The organism is Acidovorax sp. (assembly GCF_034519795.1).
Classification (GTDB): Bacteria; Pseudomonadota; Gammaproteobacteria; order Burkholderiales; family Burkholderiaceae_C; genus Acidovorax.
Genome location: NZ_JAXHOB010000030.1, coordinates 105846 through 120555 on the forward strand (window position 1 = coordinate 105846; position 14710 = coordinate 120555).

Sequence of the window (14710 nt, forward strand, 5' to 3'; positions counted from 1 at the left end):
CAGGCGTCGGGTGGTTTGTCAGGCCTCTGCGGCAGCGGCGATGCGGGCGTAGTGCTGGATCAGGCTGAGCAGCTCTTCGTCCGAGTAAGGTTTGCCCAGGTAGTGGTTCACCCCGAGCTCCATCGCATGCTCGCGGTGCTTCTCGGCGATCCGCGAGGTGATCATGATGATGGGCAGGTCGCGCAGGGCGCCATCGGCGCGGATGTTGCGCGCCAGGTCGAACCCGTCCATGCGGGGCATTTCGATGTCCGACAGCACCACCGTCGGGCGTTCTTCCTGCAGCCGCTCCAGCGCCTGCAGGCCATCCGCCGCCAGGGCCACGCGGTAGCCTTCGCGCTGCAGCAGGCGCTGCGTGACGCGGCGCACGGTGATGGAATCGTCCACCACCAGGATCAGCGGCACCTGGCTGATGCCCGATGGCAGCGGCGCAACGCCTGCACCACCCGCCTCGACCCGGTCGGTGACCATGGGCAGGTTTTCGCTGGCGGCACGCACCTGGTCGCCGTACACGGTGGACAGGGCCACCGGGTTGTAGATCAGCACCACGGCACCCGAGGCCAGCACGGACATGCCGGCCAGGCCAGGCAGGCGCGACAGCTGCGGCCCGAGGTTCTTCACCACCACTTCCTGGTTGCCCAGCACTTCGTCCACGTGCATGGCGATGCGCTGCGAGGCGCTGCGGAAGACCACCACGGGGCGGGTCTTGCCGACCGATTCGTGGCTGCGGGCCGAGGCCTGCAGCAGCGCACCGGCCCAGAAGAAGGGCAGTTGCTCCAGGCCATCGTCGAAATGGCCGGCCTTGTAGGCTTCCTGCAGGTCGGCCACCGAGGTGCGGCGCACGATTTCCACCAGGTTGGCGGGCACGCCGATGGAGAGGTCGCCGGCGCGCAGCATCACCACCTGCGTCACGGCCGTGGTCAGCGGCAGCACCATGCGGAAGGCGGCACCCTTGCCGGTGTCGGTCGTGGTCTCGATACGACCACCCAGGGCGTTGATCTCGGAACGCACCACGTCCATGCCGATGCCCCGACCGGCCAGGCCGGTGACTTCGCTGGCGGTACTGAAACCGGGCGTGAAGATCAGGTTGGCGGCGTCGGCATCGCTGAGCTCCAGGCCCGGCTCGATGAGCCCCTGGGCGATGGCCTTTTCGCGGATGCGCGGCAGGTTCAGGCCGGCGCCGTCGTCGCGGAACTCCACCGACACGTCGTTGCCTTCGTGGTGCAGGTCCACCGTGATGGTGCCCGAGGCCGGCTTGCCCGCAGCCACGCGGGCTTCAGGGTTCTCGATGCCGTGGGCCACGCAGTTGCGCAGCAAGTGCTCGAAGGCGGGGGTCATGCGGTCCAGCACGCCGCGGTCCATTTCAATGGAGCCGCCGGTGATATCGAGCTTGATCTGCTTGCCGGTTTCCTTGGAGGCCTGGCGCACCACGGCGTACAGGCGCTCGGCGATGCCTTCGAACTCCACCATGCGGGTGCGCAGCAGGTCGCGCTGCAGTTCGCGCGCCTGGCGGCCCTGGGCGATCAGGTCGTCTTCGGCACCTTCCATGGTGCGCTGCAGGTTGCGCTGCACGGTGGCCACGTCGTTGACCGACTCGGCCATCATGCGCGTCAGTTCTTGCACACGGGTGAAGCGGTCGAACTCCAGCGGGTCGAAGCCGGCAGCCGAGTCCTTGGACAGGGCCAGGCGCGACTGCATCTGCGATTCGGCCTGCACCTCGATGTCGCGCAGTTGCAGGCGCAGGCGGTCCAGGTTGCCCGACAGGTCGGTGAGCGAGGAACGGAACTGGCCCAGGCGCACGTCCAGGCGCGAGCGGCTGATCATCACCTCCCCGGCCTGGTTGACCAGGCGGTCGAGCAGTTGGGCACGCACGCGCACCGACTGGTTGGCCGCCACGCGCAGCGGGGCCAGTTGCGACGGGCCGGCCAGGCGGGCGGCAGGCGCCACGGTGGCAGCGGCTGGCCGTGGTTCCGGCGTACCGGCTGCAGCGGGCGCGGTGGCGACGACGGGTGCTGCAGCGGCTGGCGCGGGCGCCGCCACAGGCAGTGCCACGACGGCATCGGCCGGGCCTTGGGTGCCGATGGCGCTCAAGGCGGCGAAATTGGCCTGCAGACCGTCGAAGTTGGCTTGCAGCGGCTCGATCTCGGCGCTGGTGACGGTTTCCACATCGAGCTGCTCGATGGCGGATTCCAGGCGGTGGGCCATTTCGCCCAGGCGCATGGCACCGGCCAGGCGCGAGCTGCCCTTGAGCGTGTGCAGGGCGCGCAGCACTTCGCTGCGGGCACCCAGGTTGTCGGGGCGCGAGGCCCACTGGCGCAGGGCGCCACCGAGCTGGGGCAGCAGTTCCTGGGCCTCTTCCTCGAAGATCGGGAAGAGGTCGGGATCGATCACGTCGATGGCGTCGATGTCGTCATCGATGTCGGACGACAGTTCCACCGCACGGGCGATGGCATCGTCCACGTCCTGGTCATGGTCGTGCGCCACCGGCGACAGCGCGGGTGCCACATGGCCGGTGGGAACCACCACCGGGGCCACGACAGCCTCCGGCTCCGGCTCCGGCTCCGGTTCGGGCTCGGGCTCGGGTTCTGCCACCGCCTCGACTTCGGGCTCGTCCTCGATCGGCGACAGGGTGTTGTCGACCTCGGTCTGCAGGATCTGGCGCAGCGCTTCCAGCACGTCCTGGCTGGGCTCCTTGAGGAAGCCGGCGGCGAACTGGTGCAGCAGGCGGCGGATGTCTTCCGCCGAGTCCATGAAGACCTGGGCCTGCTCCTTGGTGCCGCGGGACTGCAACTGCACGTGCTGCAGCGCATGTTCGAGCACGCGCGACAGTTCGGACAGCGCGGTGAAGCCCACCGTGGCGGAGCTGCCCGCAAGCGAGTGCGCCAGGGCGACCGCCGTGTCCGGCAGAGGCTCGTGCAGCTCCAGCGACCATTCCTGCAGACAGGTGACGAGGCGGCGCGACCATTCGTCGGCTTCGTTCAGGTAGACGTTGTACAGCGGAATGCCGATGCGCAGCGTCTCGATGACCTTGACGGCCTCATCGAACGAGGCCTCTTCGACCACGGGCGCGGCAGCGACCGCAGGCGCCACGGGGCTTGCCGCGACCTCCGGCAACACTTCGGGCAGAACCTCCGGGAGCACTTCCGGCAAGGCTTCGGGCTTCACGGGCTCGGCCGCAGCGGCGGGAGCCTGCTGCGCGGGCTCGGGGGCAAAGGCCAGCAGGGCGTCGGGCTCGGGCTGTGCGGGAGCAGGGGCGCCGGCATCCAGCAACTGGTCGTCGAGCGCGAATTCGAACGGCGTGTCGGACACGGCCTGCACCACCGGCTCGGGCACGGGGGCCGGCGCGGGCTCGGCGGTATCGAGCAGCGGCAGATCGAAGTCCACCGCAGTGGCGGCGACCGGCTCGGCCACGGCGAGGGGCTCGATGGCCGGCGGCGTTTCGGGGCTGTCGGGCACCTGGGCGATGGCTTCGGCAAACACCGCGAAGTCGATCTCTTCGGTGACCGTGGAGCTGGTGTCGGGGACTTCCTTGGGCGCTTCGAATGCGACGATCTCGGGCTCGAGGGCGTCTTCGGGGACCTCGGTGGACACGAAGTCGGCGTGGACGATTTCCTCGTCTTCCTGCGGCAGTGCTTCGGGCACGGGCTCGGCCAGGGCGGGCACATCGATCAGTTCCGGCACGGGCGCGAAGTCCTCCACCGGCTGGGGCACGGCTTCGGGCAGCGCGGCGGGTGCTTCGGCCACGGTGGTGTCGGCAGGCACCTCGATCAGGGCGGGCACCTCGGCAGCGGCCGGTTCGGCGGCACCCGAGGTCAGGGGCAGCAGGGTGCCGTCCTGGCGCATGGCTTCCGCAGCCTTGCGGAAGGCCTCGGGTTGCCAGTGCGTCGGGCTGCCGGAGGCCAGGCTGTCGGCCCAGTCGCCAAAGGCGTGCAGGGTGTCGGTGGACAGCTGCAGCAGCGAGGGCTGCATCGGCTTTTGTTCGGCCAGCCAGGCATTGAGCACCTGCTCCATCGACCAGGCGGCTTCGCCGAAGTCGTTGAGGCCGACCATGCGCGAGCTGCCCTTCAAGGTGTGGAAAGCACGGCGCAGCGTGGTCTGCTCGCTCAGTTCACCCGGCTCGTTGCGCAGGGTGGCGATGGCTGCCAGGCCGGTGGTGACGACTTCGCGCGCTTCCTCCAGGAAGATTTCGAGCAGTTCGTCTTCGACGTCCACCGGTGGGCGCACCACGGGGGCCGGCAAGGCGGCGGCTGGTGCCGGGGCGGGCACGGGTGCCGCAGGGGGTACAGGCGCAGCACCCAGGTGACCAAAGCCGATGTCGGGGGCCAGTTGCTCGACCGGCGCGGGGGCTGGCTCAGGCTCGGCAAACTCGCCGGGCAGGGGCGAGAAATCGGTGGGAGCGCTTTCGGGCTCTTCGACCGGGAAGCGGGGCACGACGTCGGGCAGCGGAATCGCCGCACGCTCTTCGAGCTTGGCGGGCGTGGCTTCAGGGGTGCTGTCCGTGGCGCGCGAGCGCGTGCGCACCGTGAGGATGCGCAGCTCGCCCAGCTCCTCGTCGTAGACGAAGAGCTTGCGTGCCATGGCGCGCTGGTAGCTCAGCATGTCGATCAGGAAGCCCAGGGCCCCCATGCTGCTGCCCAGCTTCTCGAAGGCGGGTTGGCGCTCTTCCTCGGGGATGTCGTTGATCAGCAGGCGGTCGACGGTGTCGCGCATGCGCACCACGGCCAGTGAGGCCTGGTCCAGGCCCAGCACGGACAGCACGCCGCGCATCTGCGCCAGGTGCCCGGGCACCGGGGCCAGCACCGTCGCATCCTCGGGGTTGCGGAAGAACAGGTCCAGCGACTTTTCGGCCTCGGCCAGGGTGGCGCGCAGTTCGTCCACCACGCTGCCCATGGTCTGGTTGTCGCTGACACGGCGGTACAGCTCTTCCATCCAGCCTTCCAGGGGCTCGGGCTCGGCACCGGCGCCCACGGCTTGGAGCCGCTCGGACAGGCGGGAAGCGCGTTCGGCCATCTGCTCCTCGGCCGCGTCGAGTTCTTCGAACGCGGCCTGCAGGTACAGCACGGAGGTGGCCACTTCCATGGCCAGCGCGGCCGATGGCGGCTCGCCGGACCTGGTGGTGGCGTCCATCACGTGCGTGAGCGCCGTGGCCAGCTTCTCGCTGCCAGGGCTGAGCTTGCGCAGCGAATCGCAGACCAGGCTGAACTGGTCGGCGGCGGGCTTGATCTTGTTGCGGTCACCGCCGGCCAGGGCCGACCAGGTTTCGGTGGCGGCGGCAATGCGCTTTCGTGCCTGGGCCAGCACGGCGGGGTCGAAACGGCCAAAGCGCGCGGTGTCGTAGTCCACCGGCTTGAAGCGATCCAGGCTGAAGGCGTGGCGCACCGTCATCAGCGCGGGGAACTTGGCGGCCGCGCCTTCGGGCACGGTGGCCTGGGAGCAGAAGAACAGCAGGTCCTGCACCAGGCGGTCGGCGATGGTGTTGTCGCCCTTGGCCAGGGTGGCGTACTGCATGAGCACGCGCGAGGCCACGCGCTTCACATACACGTCCGCTGGCAGCAGGCCGCCGGCAAAGGATTCGAAGAAGGCGGCGCAGATCTTCCAGAACGCGCGCGATTGTCGGTCCTGCTGGGCGGCGACAAAGCCCAGGCAGGTTTCATACATGGCACGGGCGGCCTTGAGGTCGCCCGTCTTGACGATGCGCAGCACGGCCGCGTCGAGTTGCCCGCGCGCCTGGGGGCCATACGGCAGGGGTTCTGCGGCGATGGTGACTTCGGGCTCACGAAAGCGCCGCTCCACCGGCCACAGGTCGGCCGGGTGCACGCGCTCGGCACCGGCCAGGGCCTGCGCGTCGCGGTACTGGGGAAACAGCGCAACGGGCGAGACGGACTTGCCGGCGAGCACGCTTTCCAGGTATTCGATCAGGCCGAAGCTGGCCTTCTCGATGGTGCTGGTGGCGTCGTCGGTGCACAGTTCGGGGCGCTGCACGAAGCGCTGCACCGCAGCCTCCATGGCACGCAGCACGAGCGCTGGCGGGCCCATGCCCACCATTTCGAGGGCACCGCTGGCCTGGTGCAACTGCTGCCTGGCGATGCGCAGGGCACCGGCGTCGAGCGCGGCCAGGTCGGATTCGCTCGCGGTTTCCACGTCACGCACGAAGCGGCGCATCGACTTGACGGCACCGCCCAGGGATTTGCGCAGTTCGTCGAGCACCCAAGCCAAAGGACCCAGGTCCTGATCTCCCTGGGTCCAGTCTGCGGCCGGTGCATTTTTGACATCAATAGATGGCATGGGTTCGTCCCCGGCTGCAATGAGCCAGCTGGTTGATGACTACGGATCGCCTCAGGCGATCTTGAAACGGGCGACAGACTGGCGCAGTTCTTCGGCCATGTGCGACAGTTCGCGCACCTGCTGAGCCGTGGTGCGGGTACCTTCTCCGGTCTGTTCCGTCACGGCGAAAATGTGCTGAATGTTGTCGGCCACTTCGTTGGCCAGAACGGCTTCACGGGAGGTCGAGGACGAGATCTGTTCGATCAGGTCGGCCAGGCGGCGCGACACGCGGTCGATTTCGGTCAGTGCGGTACCGGCGCTGTCGGACAGTCGGGCCCCTTCCACCACACCCTGCGTGGAGCGCTCCATAGCGGCCACGGCATCCTGGGTGTCGGTCTGAATGGCCTTCACCAGCGCCGAGATCTGGCGCGTGGCATCTGCGGAGCGTTCAGCGAGGCGCTGCACTTCTTCGGCCACCACCGAGAAGCCGCGGCCGGCTTCACCGGCGGATGCGGCCTGGATGGCGGCGTTCAGGGCCAGCACGTTCGTCTGCTCGGTAATGTCGGAAATCAGCTCGGTGATTTCACCGATCTCCTGCGACGATTCGCCCAGGCGCTTGATGCGCTTGGAGGTGTCCTGGATCTGGTCACGGATGGAGTTCATACCGCCGATGGCGTTCTGCACGGCCTGCAGACCGGAGTCGGCGGCTTGCAGCGATTGGCGGGCCACCGTGGCGGACTCTTGCGCCTGGGTGGACACTTCGTTGATTCGGGTCGCCATGTCGAGAACGGAGCGGCCGGTTTCGCGAATTTCGCGCAGCTGTTCGGTCGAGGCGGCGAGCAGTTCGGTCGAGGTGGAATCCACCTGGGCCGTCGTCTGCGCCACGCGGGTCGCCGTGTTCTGCACGCTGCCCACCAGTTGGCGCAGTTCTTCCACCGTGTAGTTCACCGAGTCGGCGATGGCGCCGGTGATGTCCTCGGTCACGGTGGCTTCCTGGGTCAGATCGCCTTCAGCGACCGACTGCAGTTCGTTCATCAAACGCAAAATGGCGGCCTGGTTGGCGTCGTTGACGCGCTTGGCTTCCTGCTCCTGGCGCTTGGCGTCCTTTTGCTGCGATTCGGCAGCCGTCTGGCGGCCACGGCTGTCCAGCAGCTGCACGCGCGAAATGCCGATACCGCACAGCAGCACGAACAGGCCGGCGAGGGCCAGGGCGCCGATCTGCCCGGCACCCAGGCCGGTCTGGGCAGACAGTTTGCTCTGCAGGTTTTCCAGTTGGCGGCGCAGCGGTTCGCTGTCGGCAATGATGGCGGACTGTGCTTCACGGGCAGACACCAGGCCCTGCAGGTTGCCCAGGATGGCGCTGGCCTGCGTGCGGGTCTGCTCGTACAGCTTCACGAGGGCATCGAGTTGCTCGCGCGTCTGTGCGTCCTTGGTGGCGCCAAGGCGCAGTTCGGGGCTGCCGTCGAGCAGGCCCTGGGCGATTTCCTTGAACGAGTTCAAGTCCTTGCCCAGCAGGAACACGGCCTCGGGGCTCACGCCTTCCATGGTCTGGAATTCGTTGGCGGACTTGCCGATGCGCTGCGTCAGCATCACGAGCTGGCCGGCGGCCGAGATTTCGGAGGCGGGGGCGTTCTGCTGCAGCTTGAGCGAGGACACCGTTTCGGCGATTTCCAGCAGGTCGGACGACTGGCGGTTGATGGTGCGCAGAGCGTCACCCACCTGGGTCAGGATCTTTTGCTGGCCCATCACCACGCCGGCGTTGCGCTCGGCGCGCTCCATCAGCGGCGTCACGGCGTCCAGGTCGGGCTTGAAGGGTTCGCCCAGCGATTGCACGTTGAGTTCGTTGTCGCCAGCGGTCAGGGCGCGCACGTTGCGCGCCAGCACGCCCGAGCTTTCCACCACGTCGGGGAAGGCCTGGGGGCTGCCCACCAGGGCCTGCGACACCGACTTGGCCAGGCGCTGCGACTGCATCAGGGACTGGCCCGTCGCTGCCAGTTGCTGTGCGGAGCGGTCTGCCTGCTGCAGCACCCAGAAAGCGATCGCACCCAGCACCACCACGCCAATGGCCAGCAAGGCCAGCAGGCGGCGCTGGTGGCCGGCCGCCGTGGAGGTGCCGAGCACCGGCAGGGAGATCAGGTCTTCGTCGCCATCGGCCTCGGTGAGCTCGGGGGCGTAGCCGCCGGGATCGCCTTGCACGCTGTTCATCGCGTCGCTCTGGTATTCACGCATCGCCGCTGCTTCGAGCGAACCGGTGCCCAGCACGTCCTGGCCGTCATCGGCCGCAGCGTTGCCCGCCGCGCCGGGTTTCCGGTTGAACAGTTTTCCAAATTGATTGACGACGGACATGGTGCAGCCTTACAGAAAAACTCAAGCACTGATGCTCAGGAAAGCGGGATGTTGGGACAGGATCTGCAGATTGAGCTCCTGCCAGCGCGCGCCACCTGCATCGATGTAGGTGGTGCCGAAGAATGCGGGAGACTCCGGCGCAGGAGGCTCGGACGACACGAAGGATTCCGTGCCGCGCAGACCGGCCAGGCGGTCCACCAGCAGCGCCGCGTTCACTTCGAGCACGGCGTTGAAGGCCAGCAGGCTGGACTCGGACAGTGCCTGCTCGGTGCGCGTGACCGTGGTGCCGAGCATGCCGGCGAGATCGGCCACGCCGACCAGTCCGCCGCGCAGGTTGGCGACACCGAGGAACCAGCTTTGCGTGTACGGCACGGGCTGGACGGTGACCCAGGGGAAAATCTCGCCCGACTGGGCGAGAGGCAGAAGGTAATTCTGTCCTGCTGTCTCGACAGCCAGCCAGGACGATACGGACAAGCCTTCCGTCCTGGCGGCCTGAAGGCGGCTGGCCAGTCGGACTTGTAGCTCGCGGAGGGCTTCGCGGTTGGCCATGAACGCGCCGCTGCCTCAGTTCAGCGCGTCAATCTTGGCCTGCAGCTCGGCGGGATCCACCGGCTTGGTGATGTAGCCGCGCGCACCCTGGCGCATCCCCCAGACCCGGTCGGTCTCCTGGTTCTTGCTGGTGCACATGATGATCGGCACGTCGGCGTACAGCGGATCACGGGTGATGGCACGCGTGAGCTGAAAGCCGTTCTGGCCGGGCATCACCACGTCCATGAGGATCAGGTCGGGCTTGTCCTCGGCCAGGCGGCGGAAGGCTTCTTCGGCATTTTCGGCCGTGCGCACCTGCATGCCTTTTTTCTGCAGCAGGTCGGTCAGAAACATCAACTCGGTCTTCGAATCGTCGACGACCAGAACTTTCTGGATGGGCATTACATCGCTCCTTGTTGGGCATTGCCAAATTGCTGCACGGCCTGCAGCAACTGGTCTTTGGTAAACGGTTTGGTGAGATATTCCTGGCAGCCGACCATGCGCCCGCGCGCCTTGTCGAATACGCCGTCCTTGGAGGACAGCATCACCACCGGGGTATCTGCGAAACGGGCGTTGCGCTTGATGATCGCGCAGGTCTGGTACCCGTCGAGCTTGGGCATGAGAATGTCACAGAAAATCAGCTGCGGCTGGTAATCGTTCACTTTCGCCAAAGCATCAAAGCCGTCGTCTGCCAACAAGACTTCGTGCCCCCCCTGCTTGAGAAAAATCTCGGCGCTTCGGCGGATGGTATTGCTGTCATCCACCACGAGCACTTTGAAAGATGCGCCTGTTGTAGTCAATTGCTAATGCTCCCGATGGAAAAATAAACAGCGCGGCCCGAGCCGCGCATCAAATCTGAACCATCTCGAAATCTTCCTTGCGGGCGCCACACTCAGGACAGGTCCAATTCATGGGGACTTGCTCCCACGGCGTGTTGGGGGCAATGCCGTGCTCGGGCGCACCCTCTGCCTCGTCATAAATCCACCCGCAGATCAAACACATCCAAGTTTTAGAGTCGATCACAGCTTAAAGGGCCTTCACATAGAATGCAACGATTGTATCTAGTCATCTCCCCGGGCTGCGGCTTCCTTGCCACCCCCTATGCTGCCACTGGCCCATGACATCTTCCGCCCTTCCCCCTCCCGACACCGAACACACCGACGACGAATCCGGTGACGAAGCGAGCCCGGCCTGTGTGCTCGTTTTCAACGCCAGCGACCCCAGCGGCGCGGGCGGCCTGACGGCCGACATCACCACCATCGCTTCCGTCGGCGGCCACCCCATCGCGGTGGTCACAGGAGCCTACGCGCGTGATACGGCGCAGATATTCGACCATTTCAGCTTCGACGACGAGGCCGTTTCCGAGCAGGCCCGGGCGGTGCTCGAAGACATGCCCGTGCAGGCCATCAAGGTGGGTTTCGTGGGCAGCCCCGAGAACATCAGCGCCATCGCCGAAATAACCACAGACTATGATGAAGTCCCGGTGATAGCGTACATGCCCAACCTGTCCTGGTGGACGGAAGAGCAGATCGACGAGTACCTGGATGCCTTCCGCGAGCTGTTGTTGCCGCAGACCTCAGTGTTGGTAGGAAACCACAGTACGCTGTGGCGCTGGCTGTTGCCGGACTGGAAGAGCGACCGCAGCCCCACCGCGCGCGACATTGCCCGGGCCGCCTCGGAGATGGGCGTGCCCTACACCCTGGTCACCGGCATCCCCCTGCCCGAGCAGTTCGTCGAGAACGTGCTGGCTTCGCCCCAGACGGTGCTGGGCAGCGGCAAGTTCGAGCTGTTCGACGCCACCTTCTCGGGCGCGGGCGACACCCTCTCGGCCGCACTCACGGCCCTGGTGGCCAGCGGCAACGACCTGGGCGAAGCCACCAGCGAGGCGCTGGGCTACCTGGACCGCTGCCTGGACGCCGGTTTTCGCCCCGGAATGGGGCACATCGTGCCCGACCGCATGTTCTGGGCCCAGCCCGATGACGAGGACGGGGACGATGACGCACCGATTGACGACACAGCAGCCATCGAAGGCTTCGTGATGCCCCCCCATGACACCAAGCACTGACCTCAACATCCCCCTGTTCGAACGCGCCAAGGCGCTCATCCCCGGCGGCGTGAACTCGCCCGTGCGGGCCTTCAAGGCCGTGGGCGGCACGCCGCGCTTCGTCAAGCGCGCCCAGGGCGCCTACTTCTGGGACGCCAACGACCAGCGCTTCATCGACTACATCGGCTCCTGGGGGCCGATGATCCTGGGCCACGGCCATCCCGCCGTGCTCGAAGCGGTGCAGAAGGCGGCGCTCGAAGGCTTCAGCTTCGGCGCCCCGACCGAGCGCGAGGTGGAGCTGGCCGAGGAAATCATCGGCCTGGTGCCCTCGATGGAGATGATCCGCCTGGTCAGCTCGGGCACCGAAGCGGGCATGAGCGCCATCCGCCTGGCGCGCGGCGCCACGGGCCGCAGCAAGATCATCAAGTTCAACGGCTGCTACCACGGCCATGCCGACGCCCTGCTCGTCAAGGCCGGCTCGGGCCTGGCCACCTTCGGCAACGCCACCAGCGCGGGCGTACCGCCCGAAGTGGTGCAGCACACCCTGGTGCTCGAATACAACGACATCGCCCAGCTCGAAGAGGCCTTTGCCCTGCATGGCAAGGAACTGGCCTGCCTGATGATCGAACCGATCGCCGGCAACATGAACTTCGTGCGCGCGAGTGTCCCCTTCATGCAGCGCTGCCGCGAGCTGTGCACCGAATACGGCGCGCTGCTGGTGCTGGACGAGGTGATGACCGGTTTCCGCGTCGGTCTGACCAGCGCCCAGGGCGTGTACGCAAAGGACATCCCCGGCTTCAAGCCCGACATCACCGTACTGGGCAAGGTGATCGGCGGCGGCATGCCGCTGGCCGCCTTCGGCGGGCCGCGCGCCATCATGGAGCACCTGGCGCCCATCGGCGCGGTGTACCAGGCCGGCACCCTGTCGGGCAACCCGGTGGCCACGGCCTGCGGCCTGGCCACGCTGCGCGAGATCAGCAAGCCCGGCTTCTTCGACGCGCTGTCGGCCCGCACCCAGTCGCTGGTGGATGGCCTCAAGGCTGCTGCCGCTGCCGAAGGCGTGCCCTTCAGCGCCGACTGCGAAGGCGGCATGTTCGGCTTTTTCTTGCTGCCCACCCTGCCCCAGAGCTACCCCGAGGTGCTCAAGACCGATGGCGCGCGCTTCAACCAGCTGTTCCATGGGCTGCTGGACCGCAGTATCTATATAGCACCGGCGCTGTACGAGGCCGGCTTCGTGAGCGCAGCCCACAGCGAAGAAGACATCGCCGCCACGGTGGCCGCTGCGCGCGAAGTCTTCAAGAGCCTCGCACGCTGAGGTTACAAGAGGCCGCGCAACTCGCGCGCGGCTTCTTGCAGCAGGGGCAACATCTCACGCTGCAAGCTGCCCTCGTCCAGTTGCTTGGGCGAGGCCACCACATTGAGTGCCGCCACGGTCTGGCCCTGCAGGTTGCGCAGCGGCACAGCCAGGGCATGCACGCCCAGCTCGTGCTCCTCCACCGCCAGGCACCAGTCGTCGCGCCGAGCACGGGCGATGGCCTGGCGCAGCGGCCCCACCTGCGTGAGGGTGTGCGGCGTGAGCCGCTGCAGCGTGGCGCCCTTGAGCCAGGCCGTGAGCGCCGCCGCCGGCAGCGCCGCCAGCAGCACCCGCCCGGTGGATGTGGGGTGTGCCGGCAGCCGCGCCCCCAGGTGCAGGCCATAGGCCAGCACGCGCGAGGGTGCGCCATACACCCCGCTGCGCGCCACGATCACGACCTCATTGCCGTCGAGCACCACGGCCGAGAAGGACTGCTGCGTCTGCGCAGCCAGCCGATTCAGCGTGGGCTGCAGCACGCGCGGCAGGCGGGCCGATGCCAGGTAGCTGCCCGAAAAACGCAACACCTTGGGCGCCAGCCAGAAGTAGCTGCCATCGCTCTCCAGGTAGCCCAGGTGGGCCAGTGTGAGCAGATGCCGGCGCGCTGCCGCCCGCGTGAGCCCCGTGCGCTGCGCCGCCAGCGAGGCATTGAGGCGCTGGCGCTCGGTGTCGAAGCTCTCGAGCACGGCCATGCCCTTGGCCATGCCCTCGATGAAGTCGGCCTTGGCGATGGGGTTGGCAGTGGTGTTCATGGGGTGGGTGCCCTGGAGCGTGTCCGGGCATGCAGTGATTGCGCGATGATCGCACAAAGCCTCTGCACATCGCACGCAACCGGCCAGGCGGCACCCCGCGTTGACCTGCATCAACCTACGCTTGGGCCATGCCTTCGAGCCGGTGCTCAGGGCCTTCACTTCACCCAGCTTTGCGAGGTTTCCCCATGCGTACCCAGGTTGCCATCATCGGTGCCGGCCCGGCCGGCCTGCTGCTCGGCCAGTTGCTGCACACATCCGGCATCGACGCCGTCATCATCGAGCAGCGCAGTGCCGACTACGTGCTCGGCCGCATCCGCGCCGGCGTGCTCGAACAGGTCACCATGGACCTGCTGGAAAAAGCCGGCGTGAGTGCCCGTGCCCACGCCCAGGGCCTGCCGCACGACGGCATCGAGTTGCTGTTCAAGGGCGAGCGCCACCGCATCGACCTGCATGCGCTCAGCGGCGGCAGCCGCGTCACGGTGTACGGCCAGACCGAGGTCACGCACGACCTGATGGACGCGCGCGCCGCCGCAGGCCTGAGCACCGTGTACGAGGCCGGCAACGTCCGCGTGCACGACTTCGATGGCGGCAAGCCCCGCGTCACCTATGAGAAAGACGGCCAGACGCATGAGGTCCGCTGCGACTTCATCGCTGGCTGCGACGGCTACCACGGCGTGTGCCGCGCCAGCGTGCCCCCCGATGCGCTCAAGACCTACGAGCGCGTCTACCCGTTTGGCTGGCTCGGTGTGCTGGCCGATGTGCCGCCCGTTTCGCACGAACTGATCTACGCCAACACCGAGCGCGGCTTTGCGCTGTGCAGCATGCGCAGCACCACGCGCAGCCGCTATTACCTGCAAGTGCCCGACACCGACAAGGTCGAGAACTGGAGCATCGACCAGTTCTGGGCCGAGCTGGGCAACCGTCTGGACCCCGAGGCCCGCAAGAACCTGGTGACCGGCCCGGCGCTGGAGATGAGCATCGCGCCGCTGCGCAGCTTCGTGGCCGAGCCCATGCGCTTTGGCCGCCTGTTCCTGGCGGGCGACGCGGCCCACATCGTGCCCCCCACTGGCGCCAAGGGCCTGAATCTGGCGGCCAGCGACGTGGGCTACCTGTGGAATGCCTTCGCCGACCACTATGGCGACAAGTCGGATGCCGGCATCGACACCTACTCCGACCGCTGCCTGCGCCGCGTGTGGCGCGCCGAGCGCTTCTCGTGGTGGTTCACCTCGCTGATGCACCGGTTTCCGGACACCGGCGAGTTCGGCCAGAAGATGCAGGAGGCCGAGCTCGACTACCTGATCCACTCGCGTGCCGCATCGACCGCGCTGGCAGAGAACTACGTGGGGCTGCCGATGGATTTCGGGGCGCAGGCAACAACGGCGGCACACGGGCGCTGACGACGGGGGGCCGTTCATCGGTCCGTCACAC

At 67.3% G+C, this 14710-nt stretch carries 10 protein-coding genes; 3 read left to right on the top strand and 7 right to left on the bottom strand.

Annotation, left to right across the window (positions count from 1 at the left end):
- Positions 1-18: 18 nt before the first annotated feature.
- The 6 genes from U5N23_RS29365 to U5N23_RS29390 are packed head-to-tail and all read right to left on the bottom strand — an operon-like array spanning position 19 to position 10137.
- Positions 19-6282: an Hpt domain-containing protein gene (locus U5N23_RS29365; RefSeq protein ID WP_322596226.1), complete on the bottom strand. Its 6264-nt coding sequence runs from the start codon at positions 6280-6282 to the stop codon at positions 19-21.
- A 51-nt stretch (positions 6283-6333) separates the two neighbouring features.
- The gene (locus tag U5N23_RS29370) at positions 6334-8607 is read right to left on the bottom strand and encodes a methyl-accepting chemotaxis protein (RefSeq protein ID WP_322596227.1); all 2274 of its coding nucleotides are present in this window, start codon (positions 8605-8607) and stop codon (positions 6334-6336) included.
- A gap of 21 nt (positions 8608-8628) precedes the next feature.
- Positions 8629-9156, bottom strand: coding sequence for a chemotaxis protein CheW (locus U5N23_RS29375; RefSeq protein ID WP_322596228.1), 528 nt, complete (start codon positions 9154-9156; stop codon positions 8629-8631).
- Positions 9157-9171: 15 nt separating this feature from the next.
- The gene (locus U5N23_RS29380; RefSeq protein WP_007853160.1) at positions 9172-9537 is read right to left on the bottom strand and encodes a response regulator; all 366 of its coding nucleotides are present in this window, start codon (positions 9535-9537) and stop codon (positions 9172-9174) included.
- The gene (locus tag U5N23_RS29385) at positions 9537-9935 is read right to left on the bottom strand and encodes a response regulator (protein ID WP_034692846.1); all 399 of its coding nucleotides are present in this window, start codon (positions 9933-9935) and stop codon (positions 9537-9539) included. Before U5N23_RS29385 ends, U5N23_RS29380 begins: the two co-directional genes overlap by 1 nt.
- Before the next feature lie 49 nt (positions 9936-9984).
- Complete coding sequence (locus U5N23_RS29390) at positions 9985-10137, bottom strand: rubredoxin (RefSeq protein WP_416208690.1); 153 nt, start codon at positions 10135-10137, stop codon at positions 9985-9987.
- Positions 10138-10252: 115 nt separating this feature from the next.
- Here U5N23_RS29390 and thiD point away from each other — a divergent pair, with 115 nt between their 5' ends.
- Both thiD and hemL read left to right on the top strand, forming a co-directional pair.
- On the top strand, positions 10253-11200 hold the full coding sequence (thiD, locus tag U5N23_RS29395; RefSeq protein ID WP_322596230.1) for a bifunctional hydroxymethylpyrimidine kinase/phosphomethylpyrimidine kinase: 948 nt from the start codon (positions 10253-10255) through the stop codon (positions 11198-11200).
- Positions 11184-12494: a glutamate-1-semialdehyde 2,1-aminomutase gene (gene hemL, locus U5N23_RS29400; protein ID WP_322596231.1), complete on the top strand. Its 1311-nt coding sequence runs from the start codon at positions 11184-11186 to the stop codon at positions 12492-12494. Before thiD ends, hemL begins: the two co-directional genes overlap by 17 nt.
- Positions 12495-12496: 2 nt before the next feature.
- Here the strand turns inward: hemL and U5N23_RS29405 are convergent, their stop codons facing one another.
- Positions 12497-13282 (bottom strand): IclR family transcriptional regulator domain-containing protein, encoded by a 786-nt coding sequence (locus U5N23_RS29405; RefSeq protein ID WP_322596232.1) that lies wholly within the window; start codon positions 13280-13282, stop codon positions 12497-12499.
- A 185-nt stretch (positions 13283-13467) separates the two neighbouring features.
- Here U5N23_RS29405 and pobA point away from each other — a divergent pair, with 185 nt between their 5' ends.
- The gene (gene pobA, locus U5N23_RS29410) at positions 13468-14679 is read left to right on the top strand and encodes a 4-hydroxybenzoate 3-monooxygenase (RefSeq protein WP_322596233.1); all 1212 of its coding nucleotides are present in this window, start codon (positions 13468-13470) and stop codon (positions 14677-14679) included.
- Positions 14680-14710 lie beyond the last annotated feature (31 nt).